Annotated in this window: 10 protein-coding genes; 3 read left to right on the top strand and 7 right to left on the bottom strand. The window is 52.4% G+C overall.

All coding sequences use genetic code 11. The features are described 5' to 3' along the window. The 7 genes from AACZ40_RS22650 to AACZ40_RS22620 all read right to left on the bottom strand — a co-directional run. On the bottom strand, positions 1-3,760 hold a 3,760-nt coding region (locus AACZ40_RS22650), incomplete at its 3' end, for a protein kinase (RefSeq protein WP_339675955.1). A gap of 235 nt (positions 3,761-3,995) precedes the next feature. Continuing rightward, positions 3,996-4,673 (bottom strand): hypothetical protein, encoded by a 678-nt coding sequence (locus tag AACZ40_RS22645; protein ID WP_291167157.1) that lies wholly within the window; start codon positions 4,671-4,673, stop codon positions 3,996-3,998. Between the two features lie 313 nt (positions 4,674-4,986). Then, on the bottom strand, positions 4,987-5,553 hold the full coding sequence (locus tag AACZ40_RS22640; protein ID WP_291167155.1) for an ECF-type sigma factor: 567 nt from the start codon (positions 5,551-5,553) through the stop codon (positions 4,987-4,989). Positions 5,554-5,942: 389 nt separating this feature from the next. After that, the gene (locus AACZ40_RS22635) at positions 5,943-6,338 is read right to left on the bottom strand and encodes a carboxypeptidase-like regulatory domain-containing protein (RefSeq protein ID WP_291167153.1); all 396 of its coding nucleotides are present in this window, start codon (positions 6,336-6,338) and stop codon (positions 5,943-5,945) included. A 108-nt stretch (positions 6,339-6,446) separates the two neighbouring features. Beyond that, on the bottom strand, positions 6,447-7,382 hold the full coding sequence (locus AACZ40_RS22630; protein ID WP_291167151.1) for a DUF1559 domain-containing protein: 936 nt from the start codon (positions 7,380-7,382) through the stop codon (positions 6,447-6,449). Positions 7,383-7,889: 507 nt separating this feature from the next. Then, the gene (locus AACZ40_RS22625) at positions 7,890-8,351 is read right to left on the bottom strand and encodes a carboxypeptidase regulatory-like domain-containing protein (protein WP_291167149.1); all 462 of its coding nucleotides are present in this window, start codon (positions 8,349-8,351) and stop codon (positions 7,890-7,892) included. Between the two features lie 169 nt (positions 8,352-8,520). Then, positions 8,521-9,489, bottom strand: coding sequence for a DUF1559 domain-containing protein (locus AACZ40_RS22620; RefSeq protein ID WP_291167147.1), 969 nt, complete (start codon positions 9,487-9,489; stop codon positions 8,521-8,523). A 300-nt stretch (positions 9,490-9,789) separates the two neighbouring features. Between AACZ40_RS22620 and AACZ40_RS22615 the strand changes: the two genes are divergently transcribed. The 3 genes from AACZ40_RS22615 to AACZ40_RS22605 all read left to right on the top strand — a co-directional run. Further along, positions 9,790-12,480, top strand: coding sequence for an FAD-dependent oxidoreductase (locus AACZ40_RS22615; RefSeq protein ID WP_339675952.1), 2,691 nt, complete (start codon positions 9,790-9,792; stop codon positions 12,478-12,480). Between the two features lie 232 nt (positions 12,481-12,712). Then, complete coding sequence (locus tag AACZ40_RS22610) at positions 12,713-14,170, top strand: DUF1501 domain-containing protein (RefSeq protein ID WP_291167143.1); 1,458 nt, start codon at positions 12,713-12,715, stop codon at positions 14,168-14,170. Between the two features lie 309 nt (positions 14,171-14,479). Continuing rightward, positions 14,480-15,013: hypothetical protein (locus AACZ40_RS22605; RefSeq protein WP_339675949.1), on the top strand; the 534-nt coding region annotated here is incomplete at its 3' end.

Below are 15,013 nucleotides of genomic sequence, written 5' to 3'. Positions count from 1 at the left end.
GTACATCGATCGACACAATGCCTGCGATCGGACTGCGATACGTTTCCTTACCATCGAACTGCACTGCGAACCGAACCGAACGGCTTCTGTATCCCGTTCCGATTGCTCGAAATCGCTGCGCTCCCTCCGGGATGTCGTAGGAGATCTTCGAATTCGCATGCGCCCAGAGCAGGTCGGAGCAATATGGTAATACGCCATCTGCGGGGGGCTCGATTGTGAGTTCATCCGGATTTGTCTGATAGGAGCCATCATGGACGATTTTAACGTCTCCCTCAGTCGGCTTGAGTGTCGTGAGCTTCGTAAAGTTTTCCGTCTCGGGGGCAGTATGTGCCTCGGTGAGTGGTAAGTCATAAAACCGGGGCTTCAGCCAGTACACCGGACAGCCAGCATAAAACTCGGCTTTATCCGTCACGCGGCCAACACAGAGTGTAATGGTACGACAGCCGTCGGGAACGTCCAGGGCGATGTTTTGTATCCGGGTCACTCCGTTACTGCTGGCAGGCCGCCCATCAAAGACGACATTGAAGCTGATGTAGCTTCCGAAATTGTACATACCGGTGGCTGTAAAACTGCGCGTCCCCTCAGGAACCGACCATGTAATCGAACTTCTCTGATCGACGACCAGGTATTCGTGACACCGATTTAACTTCGGCGATACGAATACGCGTCGTGGTCCCGGTTCCCAACCGTACCTGGCTTCCTGAGGCTGCATGGTGGTGAGTCGCCATACGCGCGAAAAGTCAGCATCGACTTCGGGGGGAGCAGGTTCGTTCGAAACCACAGCCCCCACGCTCTCGGGGGGCATTCCCGGCTCGTCCCACAGGAGGCCGCACTTGCCGTTCCTCGCCTGCATGAATCGCTCGATCCCCTCCGGGGTGAGCTTTGTGCCATAGGCTAAGATCAGCCCCAACTTAGGGCACTTCGCCAGCTCAAGCAGCCCGGCGTCGGTAATCTTCGTGCCTTCCAGGTGGATCTGGCCCAGCCGCGGCGCGCCAGCCAGATTGGCAATTCCTTCATCTGTAATATCAAGTCCCGAGATCATGACACACCGCAGTGTCTCCCAGCTGGCAAAGTTGCGAAAGAAAACCATGTCGGCATCCGTCACACGGGTATAACCGATGTAGAAATCAATGATCTCACTACAGTTTGCGAACGCCTGCAGTCCCTTCCCCGAAACCTTCGTTCCCCACAAGTGGATCTCATGCAGGTTGCTGTTCTCTCGCAAGTGCATGACCCCCGCGTCACCGACATTCGTCGAGTTTGTCAGATAGATTCCCCGCAGGTGCTTTGTCCCACGAAACGCTGCCAGCCCGGCATCGGTCACGCGCGAATTTGTCTGCAAGTCAGCGTGTGTCAAACGAAATGGTTCAGAAGGCAACTTATCGCGCGTCTGAATCACATTCTTATCCGTAAATGCCGAGTCTTTGTTAACCCAGACTTTTCCCCCGACGGAGAGAACATACTCAGCGGCGCGACGGTCGGGATCAACGGATTTGGAATCTGTCTTTGAAAGCATTGACGCTGAAGAAGTACTGGGCTTTTCCGGTTCGTTCCAGTCCTTATCTAATTTCGGTAATATCCTGGAGAGCCGCCTGACTCCCGGCGCTGTTACCTTCGTTCCCTTCAGATACAGGTATTCAAGATTTCGATTCTCCTCCAGATAGCTCAGGCCGACATCAGTAATATCGGTTTCTTCCAGATTCAGTTGTATTAACTGGTGAGCGTCTGACAAGATAGCAAGTGTACTGTCATCCGCCTGGGTAAGAGTGAGCATCAAAATTTCGAGTTTTTGCAGACTCACATATTGTTTCAATATCGAGAGATCTTCTGCTGAAAGTTGCGTGTCACCCAGCCGAAGATCGCGGAGATCGGGAAATCCGACAAAATATTCTATTCCTTTCTTTGTGATATTTGTCCCCCATAAATCAAGCCGCTGCAATCCGCGATTGTCACTCAGGTGTGCGAGACCCGCATCGGTGAATTCAGGAGAATAGGCCAGGTTCACAAAACGAAGATTCTTCGTACCTCGCAATGCAGCCATGCCGGTATCGGTAACATTCCTATTGTTGATCAGCTCGACGTGAGTCAGTCGAAAGGGACTGTCAGGGAGCTCCTTGATAGATGTGATGAATTTTTTCTCTCCGTGACGGCTGTCATCGTTCAATCGGACTTTTCCTCCGATGGAGAGGACATACTCGGCAGCACGACGGTCGGGATCAACGGGTTTTGAATCGGTCGGTTGAGATGCCCCTTCCACTGACTTTATGGCAGTGGAAGCCGGTTCCCGGCTGACGCGTACGAGTTGTCGTCCATTCCGGGTGATGGTGACCAGTTCCTGCTTGAGGACTTCTCCCTCTTTGGTCGCCTGCAGTTGATATTGTCCTGGTTTCAGGCGGAGTTCTTTCACGCCGGCTCCCGTAATGACCATCTCCTGGCCGTCGATGGAAACACTGACGCCGGGATCGTCGACTTCGATGACGAGCGTCCCTTCAGGCGAGAACAGGTGGATCACGGTTCCCCGCACATTGGTGATGCCGGTCGCTTCGGTGAAGCCGAAACTCGAAAGCAGCAGGATCAGAACCGCCGCAACCTTGATCCACGAAAACCGACCAATACGTAATCGGTTCGGATTCGCAGGAGCAGGCTCATCCACGGGATTTTGATTCAGAAGATTCTGCTCAAGATTACCCGCTAACAGGTCTGCGACTTCCTGTGCCGAAGCAAAACGTTTTTCAGGGTCTTTCGCATGCAGTTGATGAATGAGGGCCACCAGCCAGTCGGGGATTTCCGAGATGATTTCCTGGATATTGCGTGGCTGCTCATCGACGACCCGTTTGAGTACGGCGAGCGTCGACGGGGCGCGAAAGGGAGCCCGACCGGTACACATCACATACAGCACGCTGCCCAGGCTGAACAGGTCACTTCTCTGATCAAGTCTGATGCCCTGAACCTGTTCGGGTGACATATACAGCGGGGTCCCGGCGATGATGCCGCTCTGGGATCGGCTGGCGTCATCCGCCGCGCGGGCCAGACCGAAATCGGTGAGCTTGACTTGACCTGTGCCTGATTCGATCAGGATATTCGCCGGTTTGATATCGCGGTGAATCAGTCCCTGCTGGTGTGCTGCTTCGAGCCCGTGTGCAATCATCTTGCCCAGTCGACAGATGGTCGGGAGTTCAAGCGGACCATTTTCGTCGAGCACCTGCTGCAGAGTTTTGCCATCAATATATTCCATGACCAGAAAGGGGAGCGGGGCTTCTTCAACGGCGTAGATATTGACGACGTTTTCGTGACGAATTGCCGCTGTGGCCCGGGCTTCGCGCAGGAACCGTTTACGGGCAGGGGAAGTCACCGCCATGGCGGGCGTCATGACCTTGATGGCAACAATCCGGTGCAGCCGCTGGTCGAACGCCTTAAATACGATCCCGCATCCGCCCCGACCGATCAGTTCCTGAATGTCATAATGGCACAGGCTGCCCAGCGAACCAGCAACCGTCGGCGGTTCCAGGAAACTCAGATCCAGGTCACTTACCTGCGGGTCGACATCACCTGATGCGACACGTGTCACATCACTGGCATTCCGGATCTGTTCCATGGCGGGAACGCCCAGGAACTCACCCGATCGCGCGAACTCCTCAAGCAAGGCATCGACCTGTTGTCGCAGCCGCTGATCGTCGCCACATGCCTGATCGAGAAACACGGATCGGCTCTGCACATCGTCGATTTCCAGTGCTTCGTAAAATATTTCCTGTTCGTTCATATTCTATATTTCATTAAATGGTTCACCCTGATATTTCCGGGTACGGGAGTCAGGCATGATTCATCTGTTCGTATTGCGGTTATTTTTGTCACAAAATATCACGATCAACGCATGCTCCCTATTATGCGATTGAGGCTCACTCCAAGAAAGAGAGGACTCTCTAAAAACAGGCTGATTAATCAGCAATCGTTCCCCCTGCTCCTCTCTCAAAATCCGGGAGCTTTTCTGCTGAAACCTATTGGGCCCAGCGCCCGTTTTTGAAGTGCCGCCAGGGATAATATCCATGTTTCGCGGAGACCCGGTCATTGTACAGGCGGGCGCGAACATCTGTGGTTTTACTTTTCAATTCGATATAATCTGACTTACGCGCCACCTCATGGAAGCGAACGTGGCTCTTGCCTTTATTCTTCACTTCCAGCCAGCTGTTATCCGGTTGAATGGCATACACGGCCCCCCCTTCGCGTACGTAAGTTCGACGACCATCAAATACGTAAGCCGAGATCTCGTTGTAGGCTTTTGTCTCCAGCAAGGATGCCTTTGCCTTGTTACCGTCGCGAGTCGATTCCAGAATTTCACTGTGGTAGGCTTTCTGTAGTGCCGTCACCGCTATCACGATCTCCTTCTCAAAGTGGGTTGTCCGGATGACCGAGGGCAGAATTCGCTTCTCTTTAAACCGTTCCCGTTGTCGTTCGATTAAATCGGCAGCATGTGTATTGCCCCTCTTGATGGCAGTCGCCTTCTCTTTCTCGAACAGCTCATCAATCGACTTCATGGCAGCTTCGACCCGCTCTTTGAACTCCTGCTGGGCTGTTTCCAGGTCATTTTTTTTGCTCTTCCCCTGATCTTGTTCTGCATAAGCCAGGATCATGATCACCTGGTCCAGGTTCTGCTCGGGATGATTAGTCCGCTGCATCGATTGCGATGGCCCCTCAAACAACTCGAAAGCGGTCTGATCTGTATCTGCTCGCCAGGAGTTCAGATCCGCGTCGCAGCCCTCAAGCATTCTGTTTTGAAACGGCACGCGAGCGTTTATCTCTTCGGCCGGTAACACAGAGGGGATCAGAAATACAATCAGCAGAGAGACTATGTTTCGGGATAATAAAGACACGCATCAACCTCACGCAACTGGAGAATCTGGTAAACAGAACAAAGAGGAGACGGGCTGATCTCTTTGAACCTCGCTACCATTCAGTGCGCAGAGTCGCGGCGGAGGACGTCAGAAAATTTCAGGAATTCTCAAAATTGCTCCGCATTTCCCGGCGGAGCCAGGCTTTCGCATAGGCCCACAGCCGGTCTGCCGAGCGGGGTGACATCCCCATCACCTCCGCAGACTGATCCAACGTAAGCCCGGAGAAATAAAGTAGTTGAACCAGTTCAGTGGCTTGCGGGTTCACTGTGGAGAGCCGGTTGAGCGCCTCGTCCAGGGCAATCAGATCTTCTATCGGTTCGGGCGATGAGGTGGGATTCACATCTTCCAGTTCCAGGCGAACGGCATTCCCGCCTCGTTTGAGACTTCTGCGCGTCCGCGCATTTTCCACAAGGATGCGGCGAATGGCGACTGCAGCCGCCCCGAAGAAGTGGCCTTCGCCATTCCATTCTCCGTCGTTCCTCACCAGTCGCAGATATGCTTCATGGACTAAAGAAGTGGCTTGCCTCGCATGGGCAGACTGCTCTTTCGCTAAATAAGCTACCGCCAGTTTACGCAATTCATCATAGACCAGAGGCAATAATTTTTCAGCCGTATCCCGATCTCCCTGCTCAACCGCACGCATCATTTCGGTAAATTCAGACATCGCAGGCACAGACTTTCCAAACGGGTTTATGCGAAGACTTTCAATACCATTAAACCACACATCCGCTTGCTGCAAAAGCGTTTTCAAACAGATAATGCAGGAAATCTTGAGTCCCGCTTCCCGGTTCAAAAGCGGGGCTGTATGGAACGACGCTGATCCAGGCAGCAACCCCTTTCAGGAACTTCAGCTTTCAGTCTGCACAGGATGTGGCGCTGACTGTCCGGCAGCTTGATCCGTTCCAGGCAGGTGTGGTGAATTCAGGTGCGCCTAACCAGATCAGAATAGAACCGATTGTCAGGCTTGAGTGACTGCGTTGTCTTATCTCTGTTAACGAAACAGGCTGGCAGAAAGAGTTCCCGCCAGCCTGTGATTGGTTTCAATGCGTCAGCTTATTTTGAACTGGTCAGATCAAAATCAAAGGACGTATTCTCTTTCGAAACTCCCGCTTTGAGTGAAGTCGCTTCCCCCTGGTACTCTTTGAGCGCCGGGTTGGGGCCGCCATTCGTCATTCGATCCACGGTGATTTTGTAATCACGGGGTGCATTGACAGACAGGGTATAACTGCCTTTGCTGTCTGTAACGGCCAGAGCTGGACCGACCAGTGGATCGCCGTCAGCGGGAAGGAACGTCACTTCTGCATCCCGCAGCGGTTTACCATCCAGTGTGACCACACCGGTGATTTCCACCGCTTCACTGGGATCGGCCATTTTCTGTTCGGAACAGCCCAGGGTGAGAAGACTGAAAATTACGGGAATCATCAGAAGTAGATATCGAATCGTTCTCATTGTCGTTTCACATTTCCTAAATCATTCAAAATAAAGAGCAATACACACTGAGAAACACCAGTGTGTATTGAAAAGAAAAACAGATTTTAAATCATCCACAAATCAGGATCAGGGAACCTGAACGACTTCCCCACCCATGGGAGTACACAGTGCCTGCCACTGACGGCCATCAATGTTATTACTGATGAAACGCACGGCTCCGTCCATGAATCCACAATGTACGCCCCCGGTATGCGCACTGCCGACGGTACCCCAGTTGATCGTGGTGCTGTAAGTTGGTTTGGGGTTACTTGGTGTCGCATCAATTCGAGTCGAGAACCCGATGTTGCCATAGCCCACAGTGGGGTCATACCAGCTGCGTCCCATATTATTCTTATGAGAGGTAGGCAGGACGTAATCCAGACCCTTGGCGAATTCTGAGAAGGTGATGGTATTACTGGTGCCGTCAGTGATATTCTGCATTCTCATTTGTGGACCAACAATAACAGCCAGGTCCGTATCGTAAATCCCCCAGGAAGAGGCAAACAGACCGTTGGTCGTACTGGACCCGTGTCGTCCACACAGCCCATAACCATGATTGGCACTGGCAGTCGGATAGTTATGCTGCGCGTAATTTGCATCATCAATCACGATTGCACTCGGGCACATGAAGACCGTGACCTTGGTTCGTCGTGCCGCGGCATTGGCTGCGTTCTGTGGATCGACCGTAAAATTGATCTGGTTATACAAATTGGTCTGATCCAGATAAGGCAGCAGCATGGTGTAGATCGTATGGGCATAGTTCCCATTATCAGTGACACAACAGCAGTTGGGTGTATTATAATGATTGACGGCCCGGGGAATCACACCGGCAGTCGTATCAACATAATTGTGCAGGGCAAGTCCCAGTTGCTTAAGATTATTCCGACACTGGCTGCGGCGTGCTGCTTCGCGGGCCTGCTGCACGGCCGGTAAAAGTAAGGCAATCAGAATGGCAATAATGGCAATCACCACTAACAGCTCAATTAAAGTAAAACCACGTTTGCGTCTCGAAAAATGATGCATCACAATACTCCTGAAAAAAAGAACTGAATTAATATCGAAAGGTGAGTAATTAATTATTGAATCTAGTATAGAAGTCTCAGATAGAGCGGAATGCCCAGATTGGGATCTTTTAATTACATCAAAATCCCCTTATTAATAGCAAGATCACATCGAATGGATTTTAATTATTTTAGTTAATTAATGCTTTAATCCTTTTTTCTTAACCAACTTAATTTTCCTGACTGAATACTGGCAGCGCAGCCCCTGAACAGGGGCTCCCATTCAGGCTGACCGCTTCCTAAGGGACAGAATCCGCCGCGACCCGTGTGTGAGGGAAATACAAAAACACACGCCCGAATTGCTTCAAGGCATGTGTTATGATTGGTTTTTCTTGTACTGAAACTTAGGACCGGGAACCTGGACGACATTCCCTTCCCCAGTAGTGCAGAGTGGCTGCTTTTCATGTAATTACTGGTCAAACGCACGCCGTTATCCAGCCTTCTCGCGAATTCCGTATAGGTAATTGTGTTACTTAACCTTCAACTCAAAAGGAAACTCACCGCCGGCATCTGTCACCTGAGCGGTCAGTCTGGAATCGGTGAAACTGCTGTATTCCGGTGGCAGTGCTTCGTCTGCGCCGAGATTTGCCGGCGCTTCCGATCCATCAATTTTAATCGGAGTTCCGTCGGCTTTCAGGTAATAATTTATGACAACGCGGTACTCTCCTGCAGGCGCCCCCTCGGCTCCCCGGATCTGCTGCAGTTTATATTTCCCTGACTCATCAGTCACGCCGACACATTCCACTCCCTTCGTTGCTCCCATCGGGACGAACGTCACGGTCGCCGACATGATCGGTTTCCCGTTCAATGTCACCACTCCCGAAACGGGTGCCGTATCCGGCAACGATTCGGCAACCGTTGTTCCACCACAACCAGACAAACCTGCTGCGAAAAACACCAACAGAAAACCAAGATTCAAACGATAGTACATGACTTATTTCCTGATAATTCCGGACTGTTCTCTCTGGCTTTCCAGGAACAGAATCAGTCCGGGTTTAATTTAATACTTCTTGCGGCATCCCGCTGACTGACGTGTCAGACATTTCAGGAGCGGTAGAATCGAATTCATAAAAAACAACTTCCAGCGACAGTGTCTGCGTTTAGAATTCCCCCAGCACATTCCCATCAGCCATCCGGGCCAGGTTCTGTCGGGTGGTGGTATCAATGTTCTCACTGATAAAGCGAACCGATCCATCCGCCAGTGTGAAGTGAGCTCCCCCGGTGTGCAGACTTCCCGCATACGCCCAGCTGCCGAGCTTTCCCTGAGGCTGCTGCTGTGGGACGGCAGAGCTGTACCAGAACCGATTGATCGGATAAGAGACCAGGTTCAAGCCGACCATCACGTGACCCCGGTATCCCCAGGCATTCGTGCCGCCGTTATAAACATTGCGCGTCGTTTCACCGACCATCATGGTATTGCTGGTTCCGTCTTTCACATCGTCCAGGCGACATTTACTGTTATCGCCAAACATGCAGCGGCTGGTAGGTGTAGTCGCTCCCCAGTCTTCACAAGTGTTATAAGGTGTAATCGTAATGAAGTCATAGTTTGTCTTGGCACCACCGGTTCCTGTATTGGTCGCTGAAATCCCATAGCTGCTTGTGGGAGAAGTATGATAGGTTCCCGAATCCGAGGGGCATAAAAAGACGGTCAAGAGTGTTTTGACGACTGCTGCATTCCCATTGGTGACAGGATCATCACCAGCAGACAGTGTTCCGGCACAGGTCCCTGTGATACTGGAATGTGTGGTCGCACAACCGTCAAAATTATATTGGTTATAAAGATTTGCCTGATCCAGGTAGGGCAGGATCATTGTCAAACCACTGGCCATTAATCGAGGTGTCGTAAAGCGACCGATATGCGCCGGTGGCATCACAGAAAATGTTTCATGATAATTATGAAGTGCCAGCCCGAGTTGCTTTAAATTGTTTTTACATTGTGAACGCCTGGCTGCCTCTCGCGCCTGTTGTACAGCTGGCAGCAACAGCGCAATCAAAATTGCAATGATGGCAATCACCACCAGCAATTCAATCAGAGTGAATCCGCGTTTACTTGAAACTAACCGAGTCATCAGCATCTCCTGGAAATAGGTTGGATGAAATAAAATAATATGAATCGCTTGGTTCAGTCTGCCTGCTCAACTGCTTGTCGAACCCGCAGGGTTGCGACAATTTTGGGCTGATGTGGAATCTAAAAACCGGCTTTTTCAATAATCTTTAGAATCGCAAAATCTGTGCCGGTTTGTATCGCGCTCTCGATGAATCTTTTTTTGAGTCATCAAACAGTTCCTGAGATGACATTCCGTATTTCTCTGCCTATGATGAACAAACCGATGCAACCTGAATATTTTCCTGGTAAGGTCAGACGCCCTATGAAAACAGTCGCACTCGCTTTCCTGGCATTCATCTGTCCCGTGCTGAATACCGTCCGTGCAGAACTGCCGGTTCAGAAAACGGACCTGCTGATTGTGGGAGGCACAGAATCCGGTTGGGCCGCCGCCATTCAGGCTGCCCGTCAGGGTGTGAAATCCATCACGCTTGTCCTGGACGGTGACTGGCTGGGCGGGCAATATACCGAACAGGCGTTGGCCTGCGTAGATGAGAACAAAGGACCGGGGAAAGTCGGCTGGGGAGTCGACTGGCATCCCATGAAGCGTTCCTTCCACCGCAGCGGACTGTTCAAAGAACTGATGGACCGGATCGAAGCTTTTAATACGCAAAAGTACGGCTCTCCCATGCCGGGACGCCCTTTTCATGGCCCGTCCACATTTCGTCCTGCAGAAGCAGAAGCCATCTTCCGGGAACTGCTGCAGCCTTACATTGACAATGGTCAGGTCACACTCATCACGCGCCACTACCCCGTCAAAGCCGATCTCGAACAGACAGGCGCACATCCTCGATTAACGGGACTCTGGCTGGCTCCCACCGGTTCAGAGCAGCCAGATAGACACATTCAGGCGCCACTCACGATCGATGCCTCTGACTGGGGCGACGTCATCCAGTTAGCCGGTGCTGACTTTGAATTGGGTGCAGACCCCCGTTCTCGCTATCACGAACCCAGCGCGCCCGTCGATTTATCAGACTACCCTGCCAATGAAATGAATCCCATCACCTGGGCGATGGTCGTGGAAGAATCAGACGGGGAGACCCCCATTCCCCAGCCGGAACGCTACGACGATCGGAATTTTGTCCGCACTTCCAAACTGAGCCTGGCGGAGATGAAACATCTGAAATGGGACCGTCCCGTCAAGCTCGGATCAATCCCGCACTGGCCCGATAAAGGCAAAGCATCTCCGCGACAGCTTTCGATTTTTACGGTGCGCAGGATCGTGGATGGGGAGACCAGCAATGATCAGCGTACCAGCATCCTGCTGAATTACATGCTCGGTCAGGATTATCCACTGGAACGATTACCCCGGCATGTCGTAGACGCACTCGAAGCGACTGAACCTGGTGCATCCGAAAAGAACATCGTGTTAATGACACGACCGCAGCGACAGATTATTTTCGAAGACGCTAAACGGCATTCCCTGAGCCTGTTGTATCATCTGCAGAATTTCGTCCATGAACGGGCTCCCGATAAAACCAACAGCTTCCGCCATTTTCATTTGAGCAACGAGTTTGGAACCGCGGACCACCTGCCTCCCAAACCTTACATCCGCGAGTCCCTGCGTTTAAAAGCCATGTATATGATGCGCGAACAGGATGGACGCAATCAGGATGGCCCCCACAAAAAATTCGCGCGCGAGCGTTTCTCGCAGGTCCTGTATCCGGACGGCCTGTTCGCCTGGCAGTTTCATTACGACTTCCATCGTACCGGACGTGCCTACCTCAAAGCGGAAGGCAATTCAGGCCCCTGGATCGATTACGAAAAACCGGGCCGCAATACCAGCCTGGTCAGTGATCGCAGCCTGTTCCCCTTGAGAAGTCTGGTTCCCGTCGAAATGGATGGCTTACTGGGTGCCCAGAAAAATGTGGGATACAGCAGCATTGTGAGTGCTGCGATTCGGCTGCACGATCAGTGTGTCGCCATCGGCCAGGCCGCCGGCGCAACAGCTGCGATTTCACTACAACACGATATCGCACCTCGTGAAATCCCCTACGATCGGGAAAAACTGGAACAGGTCCGAACGGCTTTGTGCGGCGGCTCACAAACTGGCGTCGCGTTGCTGATCTGGCCTTACCGCGATCTGGCTCCCGCGCATCCCGCCTTCATCGCCGTCAACAGACTGGCCGCGCGGGGCGTGTTACCTCTGAAAATTCGCGAAGTCAATTTCCAGCCTGATGCGGCTGCCACTCCCGCCTGGCGCGAACAGATCCAGAGACGCGCAATTCAATCGGTCAATGTGGCAAACCTCCCGTTGATGTTCAACGAAAACCTGAGTCGCGGAGAATTCTGTCAGCAGCTATGGGCGGGATTGAAAGATCTGCCTTTGCTCCCTTACACATGTTTGCAACCAGACGATGCTGACGCGGATGGCATCCCCGATCGGGATGATCCGACATTGTTTACGCCCGGCGAGCCGGTTCAGTGGAGCAATCACAAACCAGTGAACCCGCCCGATCAGGATGGCATTCTGAATCTCAAAAAAAACACGTCGATTCGCCGGATTAATTTTGCGGGAAAAAAGACTCCCCCGCTCACAGGCTTTGAATCAGACCAGGGAGCCGTCGTTGATCCGCAACGCAGGTTTGGCTGGCAGCGGGATCTGCGCCAGAATGTTCGCCAGCGCAAACAGCTACCGGAAGCGTATCGTGATACGTTCGTGTTTACCCGCGATCATGACCGCTGGGAATGTACGGTTCCCAATGGCGTCTGGCAGGTTACGGTCTGTGTGGGAGATTCCGGACATGATCAGATCGGACAGTGGGTCACGGTCGAAGGAAGTCAGATCATCCAGGATCTTGCCACCACCGCCGGGTCGTTTCAGGAATCACAGGTCCAGGTTACAGTCAAAGATGGGAGACTGACCGTGGAGATTGGAAAACCTGACGCTGGTACCAATACCTGTCTGAACTGGATTACATTCGAACAGATCACCACGGCCGACAAATCGAAATAATCCGGCGTAGATCATTTCGAGTCCTCTGCTTCCAATCAGAAAACTCCACTCCGTTTACACCGTTTAAAAACGGCAGAACCTGCCTCATCAGACCAAATTAGCGTTATTTTCTGCAGGTAGCAGAGAATCGTATTGAACACATCAAGACTTGACGATATATTTAATAAGATTAACAATATAAGAAGTCCTGCTGCTCAGACTTTAATAATATTAACCGGAACTGGAATCGGGAATGAAATTCGGCCCACATTCGCGGACTCACACACAACATGCTTTCACAGCATTTAACCCGCTGGTTCGCGAAGGTTTGGTGGTTCAGAGTCGCCGCAACATGCTGAAAGCATCCCTGGCGGGACTGGCCGGGCTCTCTGTGCCTGGTCTGCTGAAAGCCTCTGATCAGCTGCAACAGGCCGGCAAATCAACACCATCAAAGAAAAGCATTATTCTCCTCTGGATGACCGGCGGCCCCAGCCACATTGATACCTGGGACCCAAAACCGGACCGCCCCATTCAAAACCGCGGTCCGTTCGGCGTGACGCAAACAGCGGTCCCCGGCATCACGATCACAGACATGCTGCCCAAACAGGCGGCGATGATGGACCGTTTCACATTGATCCGATCCGTCGATCCCAAAATGAGCAGCCATCAACCCAATCAGGTCATGCAGACCGCCAACCTGCTCGCCACGCCCCGTACTAACCGGAAAGGTGACCGGTACCCGGCGATGGCATCGATTGTGGCCAAGCATCACGGCGCCAATCATCCCGGCATGCCCCCTTATGTCTCGTTCATGAAACATGACTCTCATATTGCCTGGGGCGGGTACCTGGGCAAGCAGTATGATCCTTTTATCGCCAACGATGCAGCAGACCTGCCCGTCTATGACATGGTGGGTAATGACACCGGGACAACCAGTGGCGGAAAAATGTTTCAGTTTGCTCCCGGGCTCTCGTTTGACCGAATGAAAAACCGCCGTGACCTGATGTTGCAGTTCGATCAGTTGCGGAGCGGCATCGATCAGGCCGGTTCCATGCAGGCCATCGACAGTTACAGCCGTCGCGCCTATGACATGGTACTCGGACAACGCGTGCAGGACGCCTTCGACCTCAACCAGGAATCCACGGAAACCCGGGATCGCTATGGAAAACACCTCTGGTGTCAGCAGGCTCTGCTGGCAAGAAGACTCGTGGAAGCAGGCAGCTCCTTCGTCACCCTGGATTTGAGTTATCATACCGCATCCGGAACATGGGATAACCATGGTGACAACATTCCTCCCTACGGCGGAATCAAAAATGGCCTTGGTCCGCTGCTCCCCCTGTTTGATCATCTGTTGACGACGCTGGTGTCCGATCTGGAAGAACGATCGATCCTGGATGACGTGCTGGTGATCGCCATGGGGGAATTCGGTCGCTCTCCCACCTCGGGAACCCAGGGCAGTTCCGATGGCCGCAACCACTGGCCGGTCGTCATGTCAATGTGTCTGGCCGGCGGTGGCATGAACCATGGACAGGTCATCGGCGCCAGCGAACATGACGGCAGCGAAATCAAGCACCGTCCCGTTCGTCCCGGAGATCTGGCGGCAACCATCTATAAATACATGGGTGTCCCCCTCGATACGCACTATATCGATGACAAAGGCCGTCCTATTTTTGCCGTCGAAAATGGCGAACCGATCCACGAACTCTTCTGATCACACTCTCCAGGCAGGATTCCGGTTCTGTCGCTGACTTCGATTTCTCAGCCCGCGTCTGCTTTGATGATCGTACCTCCCTGCCCGTTTGATTCGAGCGGAATCACCTGGAAGGCGCGTTGATTCCACTGGAATCGTTGTAAAAAAATCAAAAACAGAACCTAAACGCCGCGATTCCCCGTTTGTTTTTTCTGTAGCATCAGATAATCTGCATGCTGAGACCGTTGCCAGCTGCGCAGCGACTCTCGATTTGATTTACCCTGCTGAAACCAAACCATCCTGCGCTCTTTCAGAAACCGTTCCAGTGACATGACCAGTTCCGCTACCTCGCTCTCAGACGATTCTTTGAATCCCTCCTCGCAGAATTCCCGACTGCGGTGGACAGTCTATCTCCTGTTGATCACTGTCACGTGCGGACAAAGCCTGGCCGCCATCATGAACAGCGCGCCGCTGCAGAGCGCCAATGACCGTTCCCGCTGGTGCACGGTCTGGTCCCTGGTAGAAGAAGGCACCTACCAGATCGATACCATCAATGATCGTCCGGGCTGGTCCAGCATCGACAAGGTCAGGCACGATGGCCACTTCTATTCATCCAAGCCCCCGTTATTCCCGACCATGGTGGCGGGTCTCTACTGGTGCATCAAAACCACAACGGGTTTGAACCTGAATCGGAACCTTCACGATGTGGCGCATCTGATCCTGATCGCCGTTAATTTAATTCCGATGCTGATTGCGCTGCTACTGATCTGTCAAATGGTGGAACGCTACGCCACAAATCTTTTCACGCGTTATTTCGTGGTCATCGCGGCCTGCTTCGCCACTTTGCTGACACCATTTCTGTTA

Origin of the sequence: uncultured Gimesia sp. (assembly GCF_963972345.1) — a bacterium.
Classification (GTDB): domain Bacteria; phylum Planctomycetota; class Planctomycetia; order Planctomycetales; family Planctomycetaceae; genus Gimesia.
The sequence above is the reverse complement of the archived record's forward strand: the minus strand, read 5'-3'. Positions and strand labels throughout refer to the sequence as shown.

Bases quoted from the DNA above. Each gene is read 5' to 3' on its own strand.
- AACZ40_RS22640 (WP_291167155.1), bottom strand. From the start codon at position 5,553: ATGTCTGAATTTACCGAAATGATGCGTGCGGTTGAGCAGGGAGATCGG.
- AACZ40_RS22630 (WP_291167151.1), bottom strand. From the start codon at position 7,382: ATGCATCATTTTTCGAGACGCAAACGTGGTTTTACTTTAATTGAGCTG.
- AACZ40_RS22645 (WP_291167157.1), bottom strand. From the start codon at position 4,673: ATGCAGCGGACTAATCATCCCGAGCAGAACCTGGACCAGGTGATCATG.
- AACZ40_RS22610 (WP_291167143.1), top strand. From the start codon at position 12,713: ATGAAATTCGGCCCACATTCGCGGACTCACACACAACATGCTTTCACA.
- AACZ40_RS22635 (WP_291167153.1), bottom strand. From the start codon at position 6,338: ATGAGAACGATTCGATATCTACTTCTGATGATTCCCGTAATTTTCAGT.
- AACZ40_RS22625 (WP_291167149.1), bottom strand. From the start codon at position 8,351: ATGTACTATCGTTTGAATCTTGGTTTTCTGTTGGTGTTTTTCGCAGCA.
- AACZ40_RS22615 (WP_339675952.1), top strand. From the start codon at position 9,790: ATGAAAACAGTCGCACTCGCTTTCCTGGCATTCATCTGTCCCGTGCTG.
- AACZ40_RS22620 (WP_291167147.1), bottom strand. From the start codon at position 9,489: ATGACTCGGTTAGTTTCAAGTAAACGCGGATTCACTCTGATTGAATTG.